Genomic DNA, 20,077 nt, shown 5'->3' on the forward strand with positions numbered 1-20,077 from the left:
AGCGCTGATGGGCAAAGGTGCCGCTGTAGGCGGCCAACGGGGCATTGCGCTCAATCTCACGGCTGATGGTGGAGGGTGAGCGGTGAAGCAGTCGGGCGATGGCCCGGATGCCCAAGCATTGCTCGCGGTACTGTGCCAGCGCGATGCGCTCGTCCGACTGAAGTTGCTGGTACTGGGGAGCTTTTGTCATTTCTGCACCTTAGTTGAATAAGGTGTTGCACTTCAGATTTGAACTCGCCAAGCGCGAGAGGGCTAAAACGCCCCCATATTGGGCTTAATCGTTGCTGTCGGTCGAGAAGGTGCGCACGTTGCTGTAAGCGTTGCTCACGCCGGGCACGGTGCTGGCCACATAGCGGGCCTTGGCTTCGTCTTGCACGCCTTGCGTCCAGCCGTGCAGGGTGATGCTGCCATTGCTGGCGGTAACGGTCACGTCCTTGGCATCCGCGCCGAGTTGGCTGGTCAGGGTGGATTGCACCGAGTTGGCCAGGTCTGCGTCGTTGGTGGTAGCGTGGGCGGGCAGGAATGCGCCAGCGGTCAGGGCGAGCAGGGCGGAAACAGCGATACGGTTAAAAGAGCGGGTCATGGTGAGGTCCTTTGGGGTTGTTGCAATTGTTTTGCGATGGAGTGATCTTCCCAAGCGGCGGCGGCTTGTGTGTGTCGGCAACCTGCAGGCTGTGTTGCAACTGCAATCTAGGGTGAAACCCTAGGACTTGTGAGTGCTATGTTTTGAATAGCTTTATGCGCAGGTACCATTTGCGCTGGACGGCTAAAACGATAGGAGGTATCCATGGATGGTTGGGACCGCAGCAGCCCATGCACACCGCCGAGTTTGCGATTTGCATTTTTTTAGATATTTCAGCGTATGTCCCAAACAGGCCTCATCGTTCGCGTCGCCGAAGCCGAGCCCCGCGTTGCACATTTGCGTGAGCGCTTCCACCCCGTGGCCAAGCTTGGCGTTCCTGCGCACGTCACGGTGTTGTATCCGTTCATGCCGCCGGAGTGCATAGAGGGGGCCGTGGTTCGACGCATTCAGGAAGCCATTTCCGGCATCAATGTCTTCGGGTTCACTTTGGCGGCGGTGGGGCGGTTCCCGGCTACGACCTACTTGGCCCCCGAGCCCGCCGCACCGTTCATCGCTCTCACCCAATCCTTGGCCCAGGCGTTTCCCGACTTTCCCCCGTTCGGGGGCGAGTTCGAGACGGTCATTCCGCACCTCACCGTCGCGCACGGCAGCGCCACCGACGCAGATACCGCGCAAGCCGAGTTGGCGGTGGCCATGGCCGCAAACGGCCCGATTCACTGCGTTTGCAGCGCTGTGGTTCTACTGGAGAACGCTTCCGGCTTTTGGAAGCAAATGCATGTCTTTCCGCTTTTGCATGGCCAAACTGTCGACTAAGCCACCCCCAAACCAAAAACGGCTGCAGCTATTTTTTAAATAGCTGCAGCCGCTGGTTGCATGGGCGCGAGAGGGCTAAAACGCCCCCATATTGGGCTTAGTCGTTGCTGTCGGTCGAGAAAGTGCGCACGTTGCTGTACGCGTTGGCCACGCCGGGCACGGTGCTGGCTACATAACGGGCCTTGGTTTCTTCTTGCACGCCTTGCGTCCAGCCGTGCAGGGTGATGCTGCCGTTGCTGGCGGTGACGGTTACGTCCTTGGCATCCGCGCCGAGTTGGGTGGTCAGGGTGGATTGCACCGAGTTGGCCAAGTCTGCGTCGTTGGTGGCAGCGTGTGCGGGGAGGAAAGCGCCAGCAGCCAAGGCGAACAGAGCGGAAGCGGCAATGCGGTTGATAGAGCGGGTCATGGTGGAATCCTTTGGGTTGTTGCACCAAGATTGGTGCGTTGTTTTGGGGTGAAGTGATCTTCCCAAGCCGCCACAGCTTTTGTGTGTCGGCAACCCGCAGGCTGTGTTGCAACTGCAATCTAGGGTGAAACCCTAGGTTTTGAATGAAGAGGCCTATTTTGGAGGGTGAAAATGGCTGCCTGTGCTTACGCATTCAGCACAAGCAGCTCCTATTTTTGACTATCAAAAGAGAAGCAACTTGTGCCTGCCGCCTATGGTGGCTTCGTTTTTTTAGCCGATGGAGCGCAGTGCGCCGTTAACCACCTTCACCCGGTCACCGGCTTGCCAGCCGGGCTGCTCGGACTGGTGCAGGGTGCGGGTGGAGCCGTCGTCCAGGCGCACGGTGATCTCGTAGCTGTGCGAGGCCTTTACCTGGCCTTCGATGTGGTTACCCGCAAAGGCACCGCCCAGGGCACCCAGCACGGTCGCCACGTCGCGGCCCCGGCCACCGCCGACCTGGTGGCCCAGCACGCCGCCCACCACTGCGCCGCCTACCGCGCCCACACCGCTGCCTTTGGCGGCGGTGGTGATTTCGCGGGTGGACTCCACCACGCCGCAATTGCTGCAGATGGCGGCCACTGGCCGTGGCTCGGTGTGGGTGTTTGTGGTGGTGTTGCGCACCGGCGCTGCCGCCATTTGCGGGGCCTTTACGGGGGCTCGGACTGGCGCTTCCACCGGGGCTGTGACTGGTGCCATCAGCGCCGGTTGCGCCAGGCTGCTGGTGTCGGTGTTGCGCGCCGCAGAGTTGGGAAGCCAGCCCATGATGGCGGCCGTACCCACGGCGCAGACCAGCACGATGGCCGAGCAGGCGGCAATCACCAAGGGATGCAGACGGGGTTTTGAGAGGGAGTCGGTAGGTGTGTTCATGGAGGTGATGGGGGGGAGAAAGTGGGTGGGCTAAAGGGCTCCACGGGGATGGCCAGAGATGTGACCTGGTGGGTTTTCAACGCCACAGTCTTGGCCGTGGTTGACCTGGGCCTGCACACGGTGGCGGTTTGGCCTGTGGTTTTTCGTACAAAATTGCTATTTAAAATGTAGCTTCTCGCGCTGGTGGAATAAGCGCGGGGTGCCAAAAGTACCTATGCCTTCCGTGGGCCCGGGCCAGGCCCCAACCCATCTACCAAAACACCGCGCTACCATCCCCGCATGACCACCCATTACGAATCCCTGCAGCACGCCGCCACCTACCAGGATGCCTTCGGCGTCGAACCGCCCAGCGCCCTGGGCGAGCGCGACATGTGGCCGCGCAAGCCGGGGTTTTGCATCCGGCCCATGGCGGCCGAGGGCGATGCGCCTGCGTCGCGCGTCTTGACACCCGCCCAGTGGGGCCTGGTGCCGCATTGGGTCAAGTCGGCATCCGACGGCAAGCTGCGTGCGCCCAAGCTGGTCAACGCCCGGTCCGAAACGGCCAGCACCACGCAAAACTTTCGCGATGCCTGGCTGCAAAACCAGCGCTGCATCGTGCCCATGCAGGCCTTTTATGTGGACGACCTGCGCAGCGGCAAGGCCGTGCCCACGCGCATCTCGCGCATCGACGGCAAGCCCATGGGCGTGGCCGGGCTGTGGGCCAGCTGGACCGGGCCGGATGGCGTGCCCTTCCTCAGCTACACCGTGCTCACCGTCAACGCCAACAACCACGCCCTGATGCGCCGCTACGGCCCTGCGGGCAACGACAAACACATGCCGGTCATCCTGAACGAAGGCGCGGTGGATGCCTGGCTCACGGTGCGCATCGAAAAAGCCAAGGAATTCATGCGCCAGTACCCGGCCAACTGGCTGGCCGCCAACCCGCTGGAAACCAAGGCCGACAAGGTGCCGCAGGGGTTGTTTTGACGTTGCAGCCCTTCGCCCCCTGGATGCTGGTGGCTGCCAGCGAGCAGGGCGTGCGCACCGCGCCGCCCGGCCAGAGTAATCCGCGCATCACCGCCTACCACGCAGGCACCAATATCGCGGGCTATGACGACAAGGCGGCCTGGTGCTCGTCTTTCGTCAACTGGACGCTGGCCCAGGTGGGCATACCCGGCACCGGCTCGGCCCTGGCCCGCTCGTGGCTGGACTGGGGCCAGCCGCTGGACGCGCCCGTGCCCGGCTGCATCGTGGTGCTGACCCGCGACAACCCCACCGGCTGGACCGGCCACGTGGGTTTTTATTTGCGCACCGAGGGCGACCAGGTGCTGCTGCTGGGCGGCAACCAGCTGGACTGCGTGTGCGAAAACAGTTACCCGCTGGCCTCGGTGCTGGGCTACCGCCGGCCCTCCGGGCGTTAGCGCACAGACGCACGTCACACACCCGGGTTAGGCTGGGGTTTTAAAAGGAACTCCCATGCGCACACCTTCCATTGGCATCATCGGCACCGGCTGGGTCGGGGCCAGCGTGGCGATTTCGGTGTTGCAGGCGGGGGCGGCGCAAGAGGTGATCTTGTTCGACACGCGCGACGGCCTGGCCGAGGGCGAGGCCATGGACCTGGCGCACGGCGCGGCCTTCTACCCGTCGGCCCAGGTGCGGGCCGGGTCGCTGGCCGAGATGCTGGACACCCAGGCCATCGTCATCACTGCAGGCAAGGGCGGCACACCCGGCCAGTCGCGGCTGGATTTACTGAAAGAAAACCTGGGCATCCTGCGCAACATCGCCCTGCAGCTGCGCGGCTACCAGGGCATTGTGGTCATCGTCAGCAACCCCATCGACGTGCTGGTGTTTGACTTCACCCAGGCATCCGGCCTGCCGCCCGAGCGCGTGATCGGCACCGGCACCATGCTGGACACCGCGCGGCTGCGCCAGATGCTGGGCCAGCAGCTAGCGCTGGACCCGCGCTCCATCCACGCGCAACTGGTGGGCGAGCATGGCGACTCGGAAGTAGTGCTGTGGTCCAGCGCGGAAGTGGGCGGCGTGCCCCTGCGCAGCTGGGCGGGCTGGCAGCCTGCCGACGAAGAGCACATTGCCCACCAGGTGCGCCGCGCCGCCTACGAGATCATCCAGCGCAAGGGTGCTACCAACCACGCCATCGGCCTGGTTACCGCCCACCTTCTGCACGGCATGCTGCGCGACGAGCGCCGGGTGCTCACCGTTACCCGCGTGCAGACCGGCGCGCTGGGCTTGCATGGTGTGGCCTTGTCGCTCCCCACCGTCGTCAGCGCCCAGGGCGCGGTGCAGGTGCTGGAGCCCGCCATGGATGCGCAGGAGCGCGCGGCGCTGGAAAAGTCGGCCGACGTGCTGCGGGCGGCGATTGCCTCGGTGGCCTAAGCATGGCCCAGACTGACAAGTTCATTTAACACTTTCGAAGAAATGTTATATCCGTTTAACACCCAAACCCTTGAAATGGCCGTGCAAGACTGTTAAATTGAGCGTACATTTTCACAGAGTTGTTAAACGCAATGAACACCTTGCAAGCCATCGCCGAGGGCCTGGCTGCGGGTCGCCAGGGCAAAAGTGACGTGGCCCTGGCCCAGCAGACCGGCCTCACGCGCCAAAGCATTGGCCGCGCCTTGAGCGGCGAACACAACTTCAGCGTCACCACCTTGCTGGCGATTGCGCAGGCCAACGGGCAAGAGGTGATGCTGGTGCCCCGCGATGCCGCCCGCGCCCTCACCGGCCCGCGCCAAACGCCTGTGCAAAGCGTGTCCACCATGGCGGACGAACTCAAGCACCTGTGATGTTCAACGTCGAAGTCCTGCACATCCTGCTCGCTGGCCGCCCCGTGGGCCAGTTGTTTCGCTTCGCCAACGGCACGGCCAGCCCCATCATCCGCTTCGTGGCCGACGATGCCTTCGCCGCCGACCCGCAGCAGGCTATTTTGTCCGTCAGCATGCGCGCCCGCGACCCGGCCCAGCAGGCATCGCTGTGGAAAGACGTTGCCGCGCCGGTGTTCAACGGTGCCGATGGCCGCCTGCCCGACTTCTTCCAGAACATGCTGCCCGAGGGCGTGTTCCGCACCCAGCTGGCGCAAGAGCGCGGCTGCCGCGAAGACGACCACTTCGCCCTGTTTGCCGCCTGCGGCCTGGACCTGCCCGGTGCGGTGAAGGCGCTACCGGCCCACCTCGACCGCCAGGCCCTGGCCCGGCTGGTCACGCAAGACAACGATGCGCTGGAAATGTCGGTCACCGCCGACCCGCTGCCCCTGGGCGTGTCGATTTCCGGCATGCAGCCCAAGGTGGGCCTGATCGCCCAGGGCGGGCGCTACGTGGCCCGTAAACGTTCGGGCGTGACCCGCATCATCGGCAAGCTGCCCCAGGTAGACCGCGCCAAGCTGCCCGAGCTGGAGCACCTCAGCCTGTCCATGGCCCAGGCCGCCGGGGCCAACGTGTGCGAGCACAAGCTGGTGCCGCTGGACAAGCTGGACTTTGCCCACGGCTACACCCTGGGCGGCAGCAGCAACTTTCTGGCCGTGACCCGCTTCGACCGCGATGGGGCCAAGCGCATCCACTGCGAAGACTTCGCCCAGGCGCTGGGCGTGGACCCCCGCAACAAATACACCGGTGCCACCTACGCCGCCATGGCCGGTTTGATGCTGCGTTACCCCGACAGCCTGGGCCTGAGCGCCGTGCACGAACTGCTGCGCCTGGTCACCATCAACGAGCTGATGGGCAACTATGACGCGCACCTGAAAAACTTCTGCCTGCTCTACCCCGAGAGCCACACCCCGGTGCTGTCCCCCGCCTTCGACATCGTCGCCTGGTCTGCCTACTACAGCGGCCAGGGCAGTGCGTTGGCGCTGTACCGCAACGACGGGGCCACCGAGCCCGAGCTAGGCAAAACGCTCAACCCCCGCACCCTGCGCGCCTTTTGCAACCGCGTAGGCATCGCCGAACAACCCTGCACCCGCCTCGTCCGCGATACGGTAGCCCGGGCCTACGCCACCTGGCCTGCGCTGGTGGAGGCTAGCCAGATTTTGGAGGGGCAGAAGGAGAAGCTTTTGGCGCGGCTGCGGGGGCATGGGTTTGGGAGGGGGAAGGGCAAGGGCAAGGTGGGCGCGGCGGTAGTGCCTTGATTGTTGGTTTTGGCGTTGCGACTGGTGGTGCGCAAAATTGCTGAGTCTTGCGGATAGTGATTGAGCTTACCGGTGCTCAGTTGACTCGTTCTGCCTGGATTTTGATTGGCCGATGGTGGCTTTGGGTGTATCCAGTCATTGAGACTGGTGTCCGAGTGACAGCAATTGCCATAACCAGCAATTCGACGGGCGACAGTTCAACTGACCGGTTGACCACCAAGACCAGTCGTTCGACTCACACTGACAAGACGAGGTCATGCAAATGACCGGTCTTGGCCGTGATGAACCGGCGCTTTCAGCCCGTTGGCATCATTCGCTCTGAAGATGTGAGCGTACGGTCTGTAGCGGACACATGTTGACCGTAACTTAACCCCTGTTGGGTCTCCCCTAACAGTCCTAAAACACCTTTGGGCATTAGACACAGTTCGATTGAATGGACGGCTGTGCGAAAATACATTATTTTGTGTGCGGTTCACCATAAAATAATGTGCATCCGCACTCATGTAACCCCGCAGATGAACTACGATGTATTTCTTGCTGAGCTGTCGCAAGCTGGATTGACCATACGCGCATTTGCTGAACTCATAGGGATGAATAAGAACTCCGTGTCCAACTACGCCAGCGTCGGCAGGGTGCCTAGCCACCTGGCGGTGATTGCAGTGTTGCTAGCTGAGATGAAGGGACGCGGCATTAGATTTGAAAGTGTGCTGGCAAAGATCGATCGAACTCTAAAGAAGCCACGGGGCGCCGCCAAGGCGGGCCACTTCGGCGGTGACAAGCAAGAGCAGTTGGAGTTGCCTGTGTGATCAAACATCCCCCCATTACCCTGGACTGGCTCCACGAAAGCCTGGGCTGGAATCGGCCCGAGCAGGTCCTGCGACCTGACGGCGCAGGTGCCGCGAAGTTTGCGACGCTGGTACAAGAAAAAATCGGTCGCGCTTTGGCGGGCGAGGCCGCGCTCCAGGTGAGCCGCATTGGTGTCCTAGCCGCGCAGCCTTATGCTGCGAGCACTGAGCCGCCAATCGCCGTCGTAGTTGAGTTCTCACATCCTGCTTCAGAAGAAACGCTTAATGAGCTTCACCGACTGGCGTGGAACTTCTCCCATTGTCCGGCTCTGATTACCATTGAGCCTAGCGTCATACGCGTGTGGACATGCTGCGAAGCTCCCGCCACAAATCAACGGCCCGCGGATCGTGTTGTGCACACAGTGACGGCAGAAGAGCTTGCCGCATCGCATGCAAATGCGCGCGAGCGCACTGCGGCGAATTCGTTGCACTGGATCAATCTGGTGTCGGGGGCCTTCTTTGCCGAACACGCTGGGCGTTTTAATCGGGATGGCCGAGCCGACCAACTGCTGTTGAGGAACCTGAGGCACATCCGGCAGCTACTCGCGAACATTGGCCTGGATGATGATGATGTCTGCCACGACCTGTTGGCTCGCATCATTTTTGTCCAGTTCCTATTCGACAGAAGGGACGTGGACGGTAACCCTGCCCTCACCGCCTCTAAACTGGCGCGACTCCATACTGAGGGTGTGCTGAGTAAGGTACATGCTGGCTTAGACAGCATTCTTTCAAGCTATACGGATGCCTATGCGCTTTTTGAATGGCTGAATGAGCGCTTCAATGGCGACCTCTTTCCTGGAAAGGGCGATACGCCGCACGCTCGGGCCAAGGAATGGGCCCAAGAAAAGCGCATCGTAAACAGGACGCATCTTTCCCTGCTGGCGGATTTCATTCAGGGCAATGTCGACATGCCTTCAGGGCAGCATTGCCTGTGGCCGCAGTATTCATTTGACGTTATTCCGCTTGAGTTCATCAGCAGCATCTACGAGACCTTCATCGATGAACGCGCGGCCGAAGGTGGCGTGTTCTATACGCCGCCACATCTAGTCGACTTCGTGCTAGACAAGGTGCTGCCATGGGACGGGACGGACTGGGATCTCAAGGTGTTGGACCCATCGTGTGGGTCCGGGATTTTTCTCGTCAAGGTCTTTCAGCGCTTGGTCCATAGATGGCGACTGGCCAATCCGGGTCAGACCGTGCGCGCCGAGCTGTTGCGACGATTACTGGAGCGCAACCTGATCGGCGTGGATATCGATCCTCACGCGGTTCGCGTTGCGTCCTTCAGTCTTTACCTAGCGATGTGCGACGAGATCGAGCCTCGTCACTACTGGACGCAGGTTGTGTTCCCGAGCATGCGCGATCGTCGGCTGCTTTGCAGCGACTTCTTTGCGGAACATATTCCTGGCATCAATACGCAGATAAACGCACAGGGCTATGACCTCGTTGTCGGTAATGCGCCATGGGGCGAAGACCTTGTCACGGCAGAGGCAAGGACGTGGGCGGTTGCTGACGGGCGTAACTGGACCGTCGCCAACAAGGACATCGGTGGCTTATTCCTGGCCAAGGCTGCGCAACTACTGAAGCCAACTGGTCGAGTGGCGATGATTCAGTCTGCGAGCGCCTTCCTGTTCAATACAAGCCCCAAGGCTTGCGATTTCCGTAAGCAATTACTCCAGACACATCGAGTCGAGGAGGTGATCAACCTCGCGGCGCTAAGGTTCGACGTGTTCAAGCGCAAGTCTCACACGCCCAAAACATCTGTCTCCCCCTCCTGTATCGTGGTGTTGTCGCCCGGAAAGCCGGCATGGAATGACCGGATCTCATACGTTAGTCCGAAGCGTCTCAAGCCGCTCACCGATGAGTTCACGATTGTTGTCGAACCTCAGGACTGCCGCACCCTGTATGTCCATGAAGCCTTGGACGATTCCGCCATATGGACGGCGCTCATGTGGGGCTCGAACCGTGACCGGGCGCTTCTCAATAGGCTGATTAGATATCCCACCATTTCTCGTCCTAGCGAAGCGATCAAGGTTCTGACGCGCCAAGGCTTTATTTATGGTGACCGTAAACGAGCCCAGCCTGAATTGGAAGGTCGGCCGCTGTTTGATCAAACAACGTTCCCCCAGGGGTCGCTCATGCACCTGGACACGGATGGACTGACCCCAGTACACGATATACGCCTTCACTCGAAGGACTCCACGAGCTTTGCGGCTTTCGAGTGGCCTCAACTTATTCTCAAAAAGGGGTTGCAAAAGGGGCACGCCCGATTCCAGGCGCGCCTGGCAAGGTCGAAGATGCATGCGGCCGCTGTGTTCAATGACAATTATGTGTCGATCCATGGGCCTTCGGAGTTCCTTGAGGCCGCCTGTTTGACAGTGAACAGTTTGTTGGCCGTCTACTTCTTGAAACTCACCAGCGGGCGGATTGCTGCCTATCGCCCTGCGGCATTGACCAATGAGTTGCTCGACATCCCGATCCCGTATCCATTGCCACCTCATACGGAGGAGGCCAAGAGTTACGAGGACATCGATGCGATTGTTTACCGCGCATTTGCGCTAAAAGACGCGGAGAAGGTGTTGATTGAGGATCTGTGTGACTTGGCGCTCGCAGATCTCCGCGAGCTCAAGGGGCAATCCAAGGCCAAGAACCATCTTGTCGAAGAAGCTGCACCATCCGACGCAGCCCTAGAGGATTACTGCACCTACTTTATGCGCGTCCTCAAGGCGGGGTTTGGCGCTGACAAGGCAGTGAGTGCGACCATCTTTCACACCGAGGATGACAAGGCTTTGCCGTATCAGATGGTGTCTATTGAACTTGGCCGCCCTTTTGCCCACCCAGTTGATTGGCAGATGATGACGAACTCAAGCCTTTTGGCCGAATTAGAGCGCCTGGATCTGAGTGGTGGAAAAGCGACCGGGCATCGCCTGGGCATCTACACCCAGCGAGTGGTGCGTCTGTATGACGCCAGCAGTGGCATTCCGACGATCATCATCATCAAGCCGAATGTAGATCGCTATTGGACAAGGTCTGCAGGACTGAACGATGCGGATGAGGCTTCACTGGATCTGTATCGCATGCAGCAGCAGGACGAGCCAGGACAGGTGATCCAATGACGACAATACCGGATCCAGCATTTGTCGCTTTGGCACGCGCGTGGATGCAAGTGCCGACGGGCACCCTCCTGGCACTTGTTTGGGCCGCTTACGACGACATGCAGGCTCGGCCGTCGGCAATCGACACACGCGACCTGGAGCGCAGCATCACCCAGCGGCTGGAAGCGCGCATCAACGATGCGATGTCGGGTGACGAGCCGTTCCGTGTTCAACATGGTCCATACGAGCACGAGACCATGGCACCGTCGCCAGCACAGCCGCCCCAGTACGACATCGCGTTTGTGCTGCGTTCGGACGAACGCTTGATGTGGCCGATGGAAGCGAAAGTGCTGGAGACGGCAGGAAGGGTTGCTGACTATCTTGAGGACATCAAGGATCAATTTCTGACCTGTAGGTACGCGCCTTTCTCAGGCTCGGCGGCGATGCTTGGCTACCTACTAAGCGGAAAGACAGCAGACGCACTTGATAGCATCAGCAAGAAGTTGGGCTGCACGCTTCACGAAGTGAATGGCTTAACGTCGGAGCGGCCGCACAGGATATCCCATCATGTTCGGGCAGTCCCAGCCGGAAAGTACTATCCAAAAGATTTCACCTGCCACCACTTGATACTGGAGTTTTCAGGACTGAAGCGGCACACCTGACCACTACGCCCCACCGCCTCTGGCGCAGCTAGACGCACCGCATATCGACGAGGTCGGATCGCTACGCTAAGCCTGGAAAAAAGCCCGGGGCTGCGAAGCACCTCACATGTCAGGCGAGCTCATCTGAGTCGCTTCGGGATCGCCCATCTGCAACCATCTAGGGTGCGATAGATTTATTTAGACGGCTCTGTCCACGTAGTTCAAAATTCAAAGTCATATAAGCCCCCCGTGCCCATCCGACCAGCACAACCAGCTACAAATACAAGAGCATACCCATGCCCACACTCCACACCCCAGGCCTGCTGCTAAGACCATTCGAGCCCTCCGATGCCCCAGCCTTCACCGAGGCGGTGCTGGAGTCATTGCCATCGCTGTTGCCCTGGATGCCGTGGGCCCATGCGGGGTACAGCGAGCAGGAGGCGTTGGCGTGGTTTGCCTTTACCCACGCCGGGCGGGCGGCGGGCACGAACCATGAATTTGGCGTGTTCTCCGAGGACGGGCAGCGGTTCCTGGGCGGGACCGGCATCAGCCAGCTCCATGCGACGCACAGGGGCTGCAATCTGGGCTACTGGGTGCGGCAGTCGGCGCAGGGGCGGGGTGTGGCCAGCGGCTGTGTGCGGGTGCTGGCCGACTTTGCTTTTGCGACGCTGCAGCTGCACCGCGTGGAGATCAGCGCCGCCGTGGGCAATGCGGCCAGCGCGGGCGCGGCGCGCAAGGCCGGTGCGTTGTGGGAATGCACGGCCCGCAACAAGCTGTGGCTGCACGGCCGGGCGGTGGATGCGGATGTGTTTTCTTTGGTGGCTTGAGTTGTGAAGGTTTTAGGCTTCCCGTGCTTATTCCACTAGCGCAAGCAGCTATTTATTCAATAGCAAATGGTTCCGCCAGCCCAGCGCTCTGGTGCCAGCATTCATAACTCTCTTCAACCAGCAGTTTGCGTGGTTTCGCCGTAAGACCCGCAGATGAGTTGCGCCATGCGTTGCGCCGCTTCGCCCATGCTGCGAGGGGCCCGGTGGAGCAGGCCGATGTCCCGGTGGAAGGTGTGCGGGCCCAGGTCGATGGCGCGCACGGCTGCAGGCCAGCGCCGGTGGGTGTGGGTCTGCGGCACCAGTGCGACCCCTACGCCGTTGGCCACCAGGCGCACGATGGCTTCCAGTTCATCCACTTCGCAGATGTCTTGCACGCGCAGGTGGGCCGCGCGCAGGAAGCGGTCGACCTGTCGGCCACCGAACGAGGTGCGGTCGTAGCGCACGAAGGGCTGGCTGCACAGCAGTTCGGACCAATCCTTGCCTTCCACGGTTTTGGGGACCAAAAGACGGAATGGCTCGGATGCCAGCGTGGTCCACCGCAGATCGGTGTGCAGTGAAAAAGGCGGCCGGATGATTGCGGCCATGTCGATGTCGCCTGCATCCACCCGGTTCACCAGGTCCATGGACAAACCAGGGATCACCCGCGAGCGGCAGCCGGGGAACTGTTTGTGGAACGTGGCCAGCACGTCGGGCAGCAGGGCGCGTTGCACCGACGCAATGGCCCCGATGCTGACCAGCACCGCCGCAGGTTTGCCCGTGCGGCGCGAACCCAGGTCGCTGTAGAGGCGAATCAGCTCTTGCGCCCGGTCCAGGGTCTGATGCCCCATGGCATTGAGCCGCGCCGACCGGCCGGTGCGGTCAAACAGTGGAAAGCCCAGCTCGGTTTCCAGGCGCTGCATCTGTGCGCTGACCGCCGCCTGCGTGAGGCCGATGGCTTCGCCTGCGGCGGCAAACGTGCCTTGCCGGGCCACGGTGACGAAGGTTTTGAGCTCGCGAATCATGGTTTGACTCTGGTGTTGAGATTCAATTTTATTTGAGGTCACGTCAAATATATATTGATTTTATTTTTGTCTCGCTGGATTCACACTTGCGCATCTTCATCCACCACCGAGAGAAAAAATGCAAAGTCCCCAAACCAACCCCGCGCTGCTGTCTCCCTTCCACCTGGCCTTCGCGGTGCACGACCTCGCCCTGGCGCGCAGCTTTTACGGCGGCTTGCTGGGCTGCCCGGAGGGCCGCACGTCGGACGATTGGATCGACTTCAACTTCTACGGCCACCAGATCGTGGCGCACCTGGCACCCAGCGAAACCGGTCTGGCCCAACGCAACGCGGTGGACGGCCATGGCGTGCCGGTGCGGCATTTCGGCATCGTGCTGCCCATGTCCGACTGGGAGGCGATGGCGGCCCGGCTGACCTCGCAGGGGGTCGAATTCATCATCGAGCCCTACGTGCGCTTCAAGGGCGAACCCGGCGAACAAGCCACCATGTTTTTTCTCGACCCGTCGGGCAACGCGCTGGAGATCAAGGCATTTGGCGACATCACCAAGCTGTTCGCCAAGTGAGCAAACCACGATGAAAATTCTGACCTTGACCCTTCTTGCGGCCTGCGCGGCCCTTACTGCGCAGGCCGATACGCTGCAGAAGATCAAATCGACGGGCACCGTCAACATGGGCGTGCGCGACTCGTCTGGCGTTTTGTCGTACACCCTGGGCAAGGAGCAGTACGGTGGCTTCCATATCGACCTGTGCCGTCGCGCTTTGGCGGATATACAAAAACAATTGGGGCTCTCCAAGCTGGATATCCGTTACTACCCGGTCACCTCCACCAACCGCATCCCGCTGCTGCAAAACGAGACCATTGATCTGGAGTGCGGCTCTACCACCAACAACGCGACGCGCCAGCAGCAGGTGGCCTTTGCCGTCACCACCTACGTTGAAGAGATCCGCATTGCCGCCAAGGCCAGCTCCGGTATCCAGTCCATCAGCCAGTTGAATGGCCGGAAGGTCGCCACCACCAGTGGCACGACTAGCGTGCAAGTGCTGCGCAAGCACCAGCGTGCGCAGGGAGTGGAGTTTCAGGATGTCTATGGCAAGGACCACGCCGAGAGCCTGCTCAACCTGGAATCTGGCCGCGCCGATGCGTTTGTGATGGATGCCCAGGTGCTGGCTGGCAACATTGCCAATGCCCGCAACCCCGCCGACTACAGGATCGTGGGCGAGGTCCTGGGTGTGGAGCCCATTGCCATCATGGTCCGCAAAGACGATGCCGCGTTCAAGCAAAGCATCGACAACACCTTGCGGGGGCTGATGAAAACCGGCGAGATTGCGGGCATCTACGACAAGTGGTTCATGAAGCCGATTCCACCCACCGGCAATGCCATCAACCTGCCCGCGTCCCAGGCCACCAAAGCCGCCTGGGCCAACCCCAACGACAAACCAGCTGAAGACTACGCCGCTGCCCGCTGAAGCCAGGGCGCAAACCCCCATTCCACTATCCGTTACTCACTATCCACTACCAGGAGCACACCATGCCAAACCCCAGCGACATCCAGGACTACGAGGCCATCATCCAGGTGGTCCGCAAATACACCGATGGCAACCAAAACGCCAGCAGTGCGACCATGCGGCCCGCTTTTCACCCGCAGGCCACCATTTTCGGGCTCGACGGAGACACGGTCTTCGGCCCCGAGATCGAGAAGCTCTTTGACCTGATCGACCAGTTTGAGCCCTCACCCGAAGCCCGGGCCGTGGTCTCACGCATCGACATCGCAGGCACGGCGGCCAGCGTCCGTCTGGATTGCGACAGGGTCGCGGGCCAACGCTTCACCGATTTTTTCAACCTGTTGAAGGTGGATGGCGCTTGGGTCATCGTCAACAAGACCTATTGCATCTACCCGAAGGCGTAGCGTTGTCAGTCCGATCTCACGCACGCATGGAATGGGTTTAAGTTGCGAGGGTTTTTGGCTTCTTGCGTCCATTCCACCAGCGCAAGCAGCTCTTTATTCCATAGCGCTGCAAGCTTGTCAAAGCGTCCAGTCTTCCAGCGCCAAGCCCGGTACCTGGCGGAAGGCTTGGTCGTTGGTGACGACCACGGCATCGGCGCTCAGCGCATGCGCGGCGATCAATAAATCCATGGGTGCCAGGGGTTTGCCCAGGCCGACCAGCGTGGCGCGCAGGGGGCCGTAGCGGGCAGCGGCGGCGCGGTCCCAGGGCAATACTTCCAGTCGCAGCAAGAGCTCCCGCACGGCTGCATGCACGCGGCTGGCATCCGGTCGTTTGGCCAGGCCGAACAACAGCTCTCCTTCGGTGATGGCGGAAATGCACAGGGCAGCCATAGGAACAGCCACCACGCGCCGGGCCACGGCGGGATGCCGTTTGAGCAGATGGCTGACGGTGTTGGTGTCCAGCAGGTAGCGCTTCATGCGCCCAAGCCTTCCAGGGGGTCGCGGTCGTCTGAGCTGTGTGGCGCTTCGTGGCGTTCTGCCGGGTTCAAAAAGTCGGCGGGTACGTCTGCCGTGGCCAGTACCGCAAAGAAGCCGTCCCAGGTGGCGGGCCTGCGCGACAGGATGACATCGCCGCTGTCTGCGTTCTGGTGGATAAACACTTCGGTGGTGTCAAAACGGTAGGCTGCTGGCAAACGCACGGCCTGGCTGCGGCCATTGGTGAAGAGTTTGGCGGTTTGCTCCATGGTGGCTCCTTGCGAGTGGTCTATACCAAAGTATATGCCTGCAAGAAGCCGGAAGCAAACCTCTTAAGCCATTTCGCCCTCTAGCGCCCATTCCAACAGCGTAGGCAGCTACGTATTCAATAGCAAGGCGCAGCGAGTGTGCGCCTGCTTATGGTTCAGACCAGCGGGTTCAGCTTCAGGGTGCCGTGCTCGGGGTCGGCGACTTTGCTGCCGGGGTAGTTGTCGCTGAGCAACTGCAAGACTCCGTAAGAAAACTCGCTGGTGGAGCTGCTCGTGGTTCCGCTCCAGTTGTCGGGGGTGATGGTGTAGTACAGGATGGACGCGCTGTCGCTGGCCAGCATCTCTGCCACCTTGACGCTGTTTTTGTAGACCCCCACATGGCCTACGCCTGGCAGTAGCGTGTAAGCCCCGGTCAGTTGCGAGAAGTAGGCTGCGGCTGCGTGCGCCACTTCTCCGCGTTCCCACCATTGCGCGGAGGCGTTGGCGGCGGGAATGTAGGGCCAGGCGCAGATGTGCACATTAGGCAACTGCGCCATGGTGTTGAAGGTGGACTGGGGCCGCAGGTGGTCCCAGCATTCCAGCATGGTGATGCGGCCCAGGGGCGTGGTGGCGGCCTGCAGGTTGGTCGCCATGGGCGCATCGCTCCAGTAGTCACGCTCGCCGCCCGAGGGGCGAATCTTTCTGCGTTTGTAAATCACGCTGCCGTCGTCGGCGATCAGGGCCTGGCCCATGTAGGCGTAGTTGCCTTCGATCTCGCTGAATCCGAAGGACAGGTAAATGCCTATCGTGCGCGCCGCGTTGAGGATGCGTAGCCAGTGGGCATCGCCCACGGTGATGGAGTTGGCCACGTAGTTGGCCCAGTTTTGCTGCTTCCAGTTGCTCTGGAAATTGAGCGCCACTGGGTAGCCCGGTAGCCATAGTTCGCCGCAGACGATGAAGCGGGCACCGGCATTCTTGGCCTCTTGCATCAGTGTGAGCAGCTTGGCGATGCCGGTGGCCAGGTCCAGGGCGGGTGAAGCCTCTTTGCCCACGATCGCGACCTTGTAGGGCTCGGTGGTAATGGTGACGTTGGATGCATCGTAGGTACCGGTGGCGGCGCTGGCACCGCCACAACCGGCCAGCACACCCGACAGCAGCGGTACAGCGGCCGCCATGCTGCGCAGCAGCAGCCTGCGTTGGTTCGATGCGGGTGCCAATTCGGGCTGGGACTCGGGTGCGCTGTGGTTGGGGGAATAGGGGGTCATGGGGGTCCTAGGAAGTGGTTGAAAAGCGGTGAGGCAATGGTCTACGCAGTGCCTTCAACCCGCTGTTCCCGGGGCGAACAAAAGCTTTGCCAGGAGCGCACATGGTGTTTATGGGGCATGTTTATTGCGTGTATGACGACCCAAACGCCCCTCACCCCTCGCTACGCGCAACCATGGTGCAAGCCGCCTCCCAACCCCCGCCAGTCGCCATTGAATTCGTGCGCGCCGACACCGCAAACGAGCTTCCCGGGGAGCGCGAGGCGTATTGGAACGAGGTGGTGCGCAAGCATGTCGTTCAGCTCGATTGCAAGGCGGACACTCGACACGACCTTTTGTGTTCCATGGAGGGCTTTTCCTGTGAAGCCGGGTCGGTAAGCGCAATCCGGGTGGGCCGCAGGCTGTCGGTACGGCGCGGCACGCAGGTGGTAGACCGAGAATCGTCCGAAGCGGTCATCATGAACCTGATGCTGCATGGCGACATGCATGTAGCCCAGGACGGTAACGCCTGCGTCATGCAGCCGGGCGAGTTTTCCCTGTGCACTGCCGACCGCCCTTACGCCCTGGAAATTCCGACGGGTATGCAGGTGGCCTGCTTTCGGGTGCCCATTGACCGGCTTGGCTGCAACAAGACGGTGCTTAAACGCCTGGTCGCCCAGAGGTTTTCTGGCGAAAGCGGCATGGCCCCGCTCGTCAGGGCTTACGCGCGGGCGCTGGTGGACCAACGGCTGCAGGTCGACGCGAGCAGTGCCGCGCTGGCATTGCGCCACTTGGCGCTGCTACTGGGCGCAGCCGTTCAAGAGCGGTTGGCAAGCACCCCGGTGCAGAGCACCGAGCACCGCGAACGCATGCTGCTGCAGGCCCAGTACCACGTGGCGCAGCATATTGACGATGATGCCTTGAGCGTGGCCTCTGTTGCAGCGGCCCTGCGTGTGTCCACACGCTACCTGCAGCAACTGTGGGCATCCGAAGGCGATTCGCTGGCGGGTTACATCGCCCACATGCGGCTGGACCGCGCGGCGCAGAGCCTGCGTAACCCGGCGCGTGCGCAAGAGTCATTGACCCAGATCGCCATGTCGCACGGCTTCGTCAACATGAGCCATTTCTCCAAGGCGTTTCGCCAGAACTATGGGGAAACGCCGAGCGCGTTCAGGCAGCGCTTATTGGAACTTCGCAGCCACTGACGATGGTGGGGTCGGCGCTGGCGGGTACTGAGACGTGGTTTGAGGTAATTTAAGCCGCCCGTGCTCATCCCACCAGCATAAGCAGCTCCTTATTCCATAGCAATTCACCCCACCCGGCAAGCCTTCCAGGCCGCTACAAACCCTGTCGCCCGCGCCTTCACCTGGTCCGCAGGCGTGCCCGGCGCGTAGAGCTGGCCGCCGATGCCGAAGCCGGTGGCACCTGCTTTGACCCAGCCCGCCATGCTCTCGGGCGTGATGCCGCCTACGGGCCAGATGGGGGTGCCGCTAGGCAGCACCGACAGCAGGGCTTTGAGGCCTGCGGTGCCGACCTGTTCGGCGGGGAAGATTTTCAGGGCGTGGGCACCGGCCTCGAGGGCGGCGAAGGCTTCGGTGGGGGTGGCGATGCCGGGGGCGCTGAACAGGCCGGTGGCCACGCTGCGGTGGATCACGGCGGGGTTGCAGTTGGGCGACACGATGAGCTGGCCGCCTGCGGCGTGCACCGCGTCCACGTCGGCCACGCTGAGCACGGTGCCTGCGCCGACCAGTGCGTCGGGCGGGGCGATGGCGGCCAGGCGGGTGATGCATTCCAGCGCGCCGGGGCGGTTCAGCGGCACTTCCAGCAGGCGGAAACCGGCATCGAACAGGGCACGGCCAACGGCTTCGGCGGATTCCACGTCCAGGCCGCGCAGGATGGCGACCAGGGGCATGTCGGTGGGGGCGGCAGGGGTGGAGGAAGTCGTGGCGGATGTGGTCATGGGTCAGGCCTTGTGGGTTTGGATGTAGTGGAAGCCGCTGAGGATCACGTCGCGCGGCGAGAGCAGGGTGAGTGCGCTACCGAGCTGGCGGGCGGCGACCTGGTAGGCCTCGGCCAGGGCGGGGGAGCCGATCAGGTGAAACTGGTCACTGTCGGATGTGCCGAGGTCTTGCAGCACGTCTTGCAGCTCGCTGCCGATCAGCAGGCCGCTTAAATAGGCCAAGGCCTGGCTGGCGGGCATGGTGCCGGTGACCACGCGGGCGCGGCAGGCAAACAGCTGGTGCGCCAGCGCGCCGGGGACTCCGGCGGCCACGCCATCGGCAAAGGCGGGCTGGCTCCACAGGGGTTCTGTGCCCGCTGGCTGTGCCGTTTGTGATGCAGCGGCCAGGGTGCCGTTGGTGGACAGCAGGGCAAACAGCTCGCCGGTCATGTAGGTGCGCAGTTGTTCCACGCGGCCATCGCGCAGCAGCACCCATTTGCTGTGCGTGCCGGGCAGCACGAACCAGCCGTTGCGCAGGCCCATGGCCACCGCGCCGAGCAGCTGGGTTTCTTCGCCGCGCATCACGTCGGGCTGGCCGGCGGCATCACGCACGCAGTAGCCGGGCACGATATACCGCTGCGGCTGGCCTTCGACGTGCACCAGGTGCTGCGGCAGGGCTTCGAGCGGTACATCGGGGCCGAGGTAGGGCGCTTCCTGCCAGCCAAAGGCGCTGCCCACCATGCCCGACATCACCACATGGCAGTCTGCAGGCGCACCCAGTGCAGGTAGCCACGCGGCCAGGGATTCGGCGTGCCGCCCACGGGTGGTGAGTGCGCCCTGGTCGTCGCTGGCCTCGGTGGTGCAGGTGCCATTGGCGGCCAGTGCGTAGCCACGGCGGTGGGTGGTGCCCCAGTCCACGCCGATCCAGGGGGTGTGAGTTGCTGTCATAGGTGCTGTGTGGAGAAAGCCGTGGCGGAATGGGGTTTGATTGTATGATTT

24 protein-coding genes are annotated in these 20,077 nt (G+C 61.8%); 14 read left to right on the top strand and 10 right to left on the bottom strand.

Annotation, left to right across the window (positions count from 1 at the left end; all coding sequences use genetic code 11):
* Positions 1-190, bottom strand: a 190-nt coding sequence (locus AC097O_RS06855) for a helix-turn-helix domain-containing protein (RefSeq protein ID WP_479592100.1), incomplete at its 3' end; no start/stop codon positions are given.
* Positions 191-274: 84 nt separating this feature from the next.
* Positions 275-583, bottom strand: coding sequence for a BON domain-containing protein (locus tag AC097O_RS06860; RefSeq protein ID WP_479592101.1), 309 nt, complete (start codon positions 581-583; stop codon positions 275-277).
* Between the two features lie 279 nt (positions 584-862).
* Between AC097O_RS06860 and AC097O_RS06865 the strand changes: the two genes are divergently transcribed.
* Positions 863-1,396, top strand: a complete 534-nt coding sequence (locus AC097O_RS06865) for a 2'-5' RNA ligase family protein (protein WP_479592102.1) — start codon at positions 863-865, stop codon at positions 1,394-1,396.
* 97 nt (positions 1,397-1,493) lie between these two features.
* Here AC097O_RS06865 and AC097O_RS06870 read toward each other — a convergent pair whose 3' ends face one another.
* Both AC097O_RS06870 and AC097O_RS06875 read right to left on the bottom strand, forming a co-directional pair.
* The gene (locus AC097O_RS06870) at positions 1,494-1,802 is read right to left on the bottom strand and encodes a BON domain-containing protein (RefSeq protein WP_479592103.1); all 309 of its coding nucleotides are present in this window, start codon (positions 1,800-1,802) and stop codon (positions 1,494-1,496) included.
* 270 nt (positions 1,803-2,072) lie between these two features.
* Positions 2,073-2,708 (bottom strand): outer membrane lipoprotein, encoded by a 636-nt coding sequence (locus tag AC097O_RS06875; protein WP_479592104.1) that lies wholly within the window; start codon positions 2,706-2,708, stop codon positions 2,073-2,075.
* A gap of 279 nt (positions 2,709-2,987) precedes the next feature.
* Between AC097O_RS06875 and AC097O_RS06880 the strand changes: the two genes are divergently transcribed.
* The 9 genes from AC097O_RS06880 (at position 2,988) to AC097O_RS06920 (ending at position 12,230) form a co-directional block, all read left to right on the top strand.
* The gene (locus tag AC097O_RS06880) at positions 2,988-3,674 is read left to right on the top strand and encodes an SOS response-associated peptidase (protein ID WP_479592105.1); all 687 of its coding nucleotides are present in this window, start codon (positions 2,988-2,990) and stop codon (positions 3,672-3,674) included.
* Entirely contained in the window at positions 3,671-4,108 is a 438-nt protein-coding gene (locus AC097O_RS06885; RefSeq protein WP_479592106.1) for a TIGR02594 family protein, read from the top strand. The genes AC097O_RS06880 and AC097O_RS06885 overlap by 4 nt, the downstream gene beginning before the upstream one ends.
* 55 nt (positions 4,109-4,163) lie before the next feature.
* Complete coding sequence (locus tag AC097O_RS06890) at positions 4,164-5,081, top strand: L-lactate dehydrogenase (RefSeq protein WP_479592107.1); 918 nt, start codon at positions 4,164-4,166, stop codon at positions 5,079-5,081.
* 131 nt (positions 5,082-5,212) lie between these two features.
* Positions 5,213-5,491, top strand: coding sequence for a helix-turn-helix domain-containing protein (locus AC097O_RS06895; protein WP_479592108.1), 279 nt, complete (start codon positions 5,213-5,215; stop codon positions 5,489-5,491).
* Complete coding sequence (locus AC097O_RS06900) at positions 5,491-6,825, top strand: type II toxin-antitoxin system HipA family toxin (RefSeq protein ID WP_479592109.1); 1,335 nt, start codon at positions 5,491-5,493, stop codon at positions 6,823-6,825. Before AC097O_RS06895 ends, AC097O_RS06900 begins: the two co-directional genes overlap by 1 nt.
* Before the next feature lie 515 nt (positions 6,826-7,340).
* Positions 7,341-7,631, top strand: a complete 291-nt coding sequence (locus tag AC097O_RS06905; RefSeq protein ID WP_479592110.1) for an XRE family transcriptional regulator — start codon at positions 7,341-7,343, stop codon at positions 7,629-7,631.
* Positions 7,628-10,783, top strand: coding sequence for an HsdM family class I SAM-dependent methyltransferase (locus AC097O_RS06910; protein WP_479592111.1), 3,156 nt, complete (start codon positions 7,628-7,630; stop codon positions 10,781-10,783). The genes AC097O_RS06905 and AC097O_RS06910 overlap by 4 nt, the downstream gene beginning before the upstream one ends.
* The gene (locus AC097O_RS06915) at positions 10,780-11,424 is read left to right on the top strand and encodes a hypothetical protein (protein ID WP_479592112.1); all 645 of its coding nucleotides are present in this window, start codon (positions 10,780-10,782) and stop codon (positions 11,422-11,424) included. The genes AC097O_RS06910 and AC097O_RS06915 overlap by 4 nt, the downstream gene beginning before the upstream one ends.
* A gap of 275 nt (positions 11,425-11,699) precedes the next feature.
* Positions 11,700-12,230: a GNAT family N-acetyltransferase gene (locus AC097O_RS06920; RefSeq protein ID WP_479592113.1), complete on the top strand. Its 531-nt coding sequence runs from the start codon at positions 11,700-11,702 to the stop codon at positions 12,228-12,230.
* 113 nt (positions 12,231-12,343) lie between these two features.
* On the opposite strand, the gene AC097O_RS06925 is transcribed toward AC097O_RS06920, so the two are convergent.
* Entirely contained in the window at positions 12,344-13,231 is an 888-nt protein-coding gene (locus AC097O_RS06925) for a LysR family transcriptional regulator (protein WP_479592114.1), read from the bottom strand.
* Between the two features lie 118 nt (positions 13,232-13,349).
* On the opposite strand from AC097O_RS06925, the gene AC097O_RS06930 reads away from it, so the two are divergent.
* From AC097O_RS06930 to AC097O_RS06940, 3 genes are all read left to right on the top strand, one after another.
* Complete coding sequence (locus AC097O_RS06930; protein ID WP_479592115.1) at positions 13,350-13,793, top strand: VOC family protein; 444 nt, start codon at positions 13,350-13,352, stop codon at positions 13,791-13,793.
* Positions 13,794-13,803: 10 nt separating this feature from the next.
* Positions 13,804-14,697 carry an amino acid ABC transporter substrate-binding protein gene (locus AC097O_RS06935; protein ID WP_479592116.1) on the top strand — a complete coding sequence of 298 codons (894 nt, stop codon included), beginning with the start codon at positions 13,804-13,806 and terminating at the stop codon, positions 14,695-14,697.
* Positions 14,698-14,759: 62 nt separating this feature from the next.
* Positions 14,760-15,137: a nuclear transport factor 2 family protein gene (locus tag AC097O_RS06940; RefSeq protein ID WP_479592117.1), complete on the top strand. Its 378-nt coding sequence runs from the start codon at positions 14,760-14,762 to the stop codon at positions 15,135-15,137.
* A 117-nt stretch (positions 15,138-15,254) separates the two neighbouring features.
* On the opposite strand, the gene AC097O_RS06945 is transcribed toward AC097O_RS06940, so the two are convergent.
* The 3 genes from AC097O_RS06945 to AC097O_RS06955 all read right to left on the bottom strand — a co-directional run bounded on the left by AC097O_RS06945 (position 15,255) and on the right by AC097O_RS06955 (position 17,163).
* Positions 15,255-15,653 carry a PIN domain-containing protein gene (locus AC097O_RS06945; protein WP_479592118.1) on the bottom strand — a complete coding sequence of 133 codons (399 nt, stop codon included), beginning with the start codon at positions 15,651-15,653 and terminating at the stop codon, positions 15,255-15,257.
* Positions 15,650-15,919 (bottom strand): antitoxin, encoded by a 270-nt coding sequence (locus AC097O_RS06950; protein ID WP_479592119.1) that lies wholly within the window; start codon positions 15,917-15,919, stop codon positions 15,650-15,652. Before AC097O_RS06950 ends, AC097O_RS06945 begins: the two co-directional genes overlap by 4 nt.
* 155 nt (positions 15,920-16,074) lie before the next feature.
* Positions 16,075-17,163 carry a nitrilase-related carbon-nitrogen hydrolase gene (locus AC097O_RS06955; RefSeq protein ID WP_479592120.1) on the bottom strand — a complete coding sequence of 363 codons (1,089 nt, stop codon included), beginning with the start codon at positions 17,161-17,163 and terminating at the stop codon, positions 16,075-16,077.
* A 173-nt stretch (positions 17,164-17,336) separates the two neighbouring features.
* Here AC097O_RS06955 and AC097O_RS06960 point away from each other — a divergent pair, with 173 nt between their 5' ends.
* Positions 17,337-18,344, top strand: a complete 1,008-nt coding sequence (locus AC097O_RS06960) for a helix-turn-helix domain-containing protein (protein ID WP_479592121.1) — start codon at positions 17,337-17,339, stop codon at positions 18,342-18,344.
* 104 nt (positions 18,345-18,448) lie between these two features.
* Here the strand turns inward: AC097O_RS06960 and AC097O_RS06965 are convergent, their stop codons facing one another.
* Both AC097O_RS06965 and AC097O_RS06970 read right to left on the bottom strand, forming a co-directional pair.
* A complete protein-coding gene (locus tag AC097O_RS06965) occupies positions 18,449-19,099 on the bottom strand; it encodes a 2-dehydro-3-deoxy-6-phosphogalactonate aldolase (RefSeq protein WP_479592122.1) in 651 nt (216 codons plus the stop codon).
* Positions 19,100-19,102: 3 nt separating this feature from the next.
* On the bottom strand, positions 19,103-20,026 hold the full coding sequence (locus AC097O_RS06970) for a 2-dehydro-3-deoxygalactonokinase (protein WP_479592123.1): 924 nt from the start codon (positions 20,024-20,026) through the stop codon (positions 19,103-19,105).
* Positions 20,027-20,077 lie beyond the last annotated feature (51 nt).

It is taken from the genome of Rhodoferax sp. LS1P39 (assembly GCF_056521425.1).

What these genes read in the sequence shown, in the direction of transcription:
- AC097O_RS06935 (WP_479592116.1), top strand. Translation starts at nt 13,804, where the DNA reads ATGAAAATTCTGACCTTGACCCTTCTTGCGGCCTGCGCGGCCCTTACT.
- AC097O_RS06875 (WP_479592104.1), bottom strand. Translation starts at nt 2,708, where the DNA reads ATGAACACACCTACCGACTCCCTCTCAAAACCCCGTCTGCATCCCTTG.
- AC097O_RS06965 (WP_479592122.1), bottom strand. Translation starts at nt 19,099, where the DNA reads ATGACCACATCCGCCACGACTTCCTCCACCCCTGCCGCCCCCACCGAC.
- AC097O_RS06960 (WP_479592121.1), top strand. Translation starts at nt 17,337, where the DNA reads ATGGTGCAAGCCGCCTCCCAACCCCCGCCAGTCGCCATTGAATTCGTG.
- AC097O_RS06905 (WP_479592110.1), top strand. Translation starts at nt 7,341, where the DNA reads ATGAACTACGATGTATTTCTTGCTGAGCTGTCGCAAGCTGGATTGACC.
- AC097O_RS06880 (WP_479592105.1), top strand. Translation starts at nt 2,988, where the DNA reads ATGACCACCCATTACGAATCCCTGCAGCACGCCGCCACCTACCAGGAT.
- AC097O_RS06940 (WP_479592117.1), top strand. Translation starts at nt 14,760, where the DNA reads ATGCCAAACCCCAGCGACATCCAGGACTACGAGGCCATCATCCAGGTG.
- AC097O_RS06930 (WP_479592115.1), top strand. Translation starts at nt 13,350, where the DNA reads ATGCAAAGTCCCCAAACCAACCCCGCGCTGCTGTCTCCCTTCCACCTG.
- AC097O_RS06870 (WP_479592103.1), bottom strand. Translation starts at nt 1,802, where the DNA reads ATGACCCGCTCTATCAACCGCATTGCCGCTTCCGCTCTGTTCGCCTTG.
- AC097O_RS06865 (WP_479592102.1), top strand. Translation starts at nt 863, where the DNA reads ATGTCCCAAACAGGCCTCATCGTTCGCGTCGCCGAAGCCGAGCCCCGC.
- AC097O_RS06860 (WP_479592101.1), bottom strand. Translation starts at nt 583, where the DNA reads ATGACCCGCTCTTTTAACCGTATCGCTGTTTCCGCCCTGCTCGCCCTG.
- AC097O_RS06900 (WP_479592109.1), top strand. Translation starts at nt 5,491, where the DNA reads ATGTTCAACGTCGAAGTCCTGCACATCCTGCTCGCTGGCCGCCCCGTG.
- AC097O_RS06950 (WP_479592119.1), bottom strand. Translation starts at nt 15,919, where the DNA reads ATGGAGCAAACCGCCAAACTCTTCACCAATGGCCGCAGCCAGGCCGTG.
- AC097O_RS06955 (WP_479592120.1), bottom strand. Translation starts at nt 17,163, where the DNA reads ATGACCCCCTATTCCCCCAACCACAGCGCACCCGAGTCCCAGCCCGAA.
- AC097O_RS06895 (WP_479592108.1), top strand. Translation starts at nt 5,213, where the DNA reads ATGAACACCTTGCAAGCCATCGCCGAGGGCCTGGCTGCGGGTCGCCAG.
- AC097O_RS06915 (WP_479592112.1), top strand. Translation starts at nt 10,780, where the DNA reads ATGACGACAATACCGGATCCAGCATTTGTCGCTTTGGCACGCGCGTGG.
- AC097O_RS06970 (WP_479592123.1), bottom strand. Translation starts at nt 20,026, where the DNA reads ATGACAGCAACTCACACCCCCTGGATCGGCGTGGACTGGGGCACCACC.
- AC097O_RS06920 (WP_479592113.1), top strand. Translation starts at nt 11,700, where the DNA reads ATGCCCACACTCCACACCCCAGGCCTGCTGCTAAGACCATTCGAGCCC.
- AC097O_RS06925 (WP_479592114.1), bottom strand. Translation starts at nt 13,231, where the DNA reads ATGATTCGCGAGCTCAAAACCTTCGTCACCGTGGCCCGGCAAGGCACG.
- AC097O_RS06890 (WP_479592107.1), top strand. Translation starts at nt 4,164, where the DNA reads ATGCGCACACCTTCCATTGGCATCATCGGCACCGGCTGGGTCGGGGCC.
- AC097O_RS06945 (WP_479592118.1), bottom strand. Translation starts at nt 15,653, where the DNA reads ATGAAGCGCTACCTGCTGGACACCAACACCGTCAGCCATCTGCTCAAA.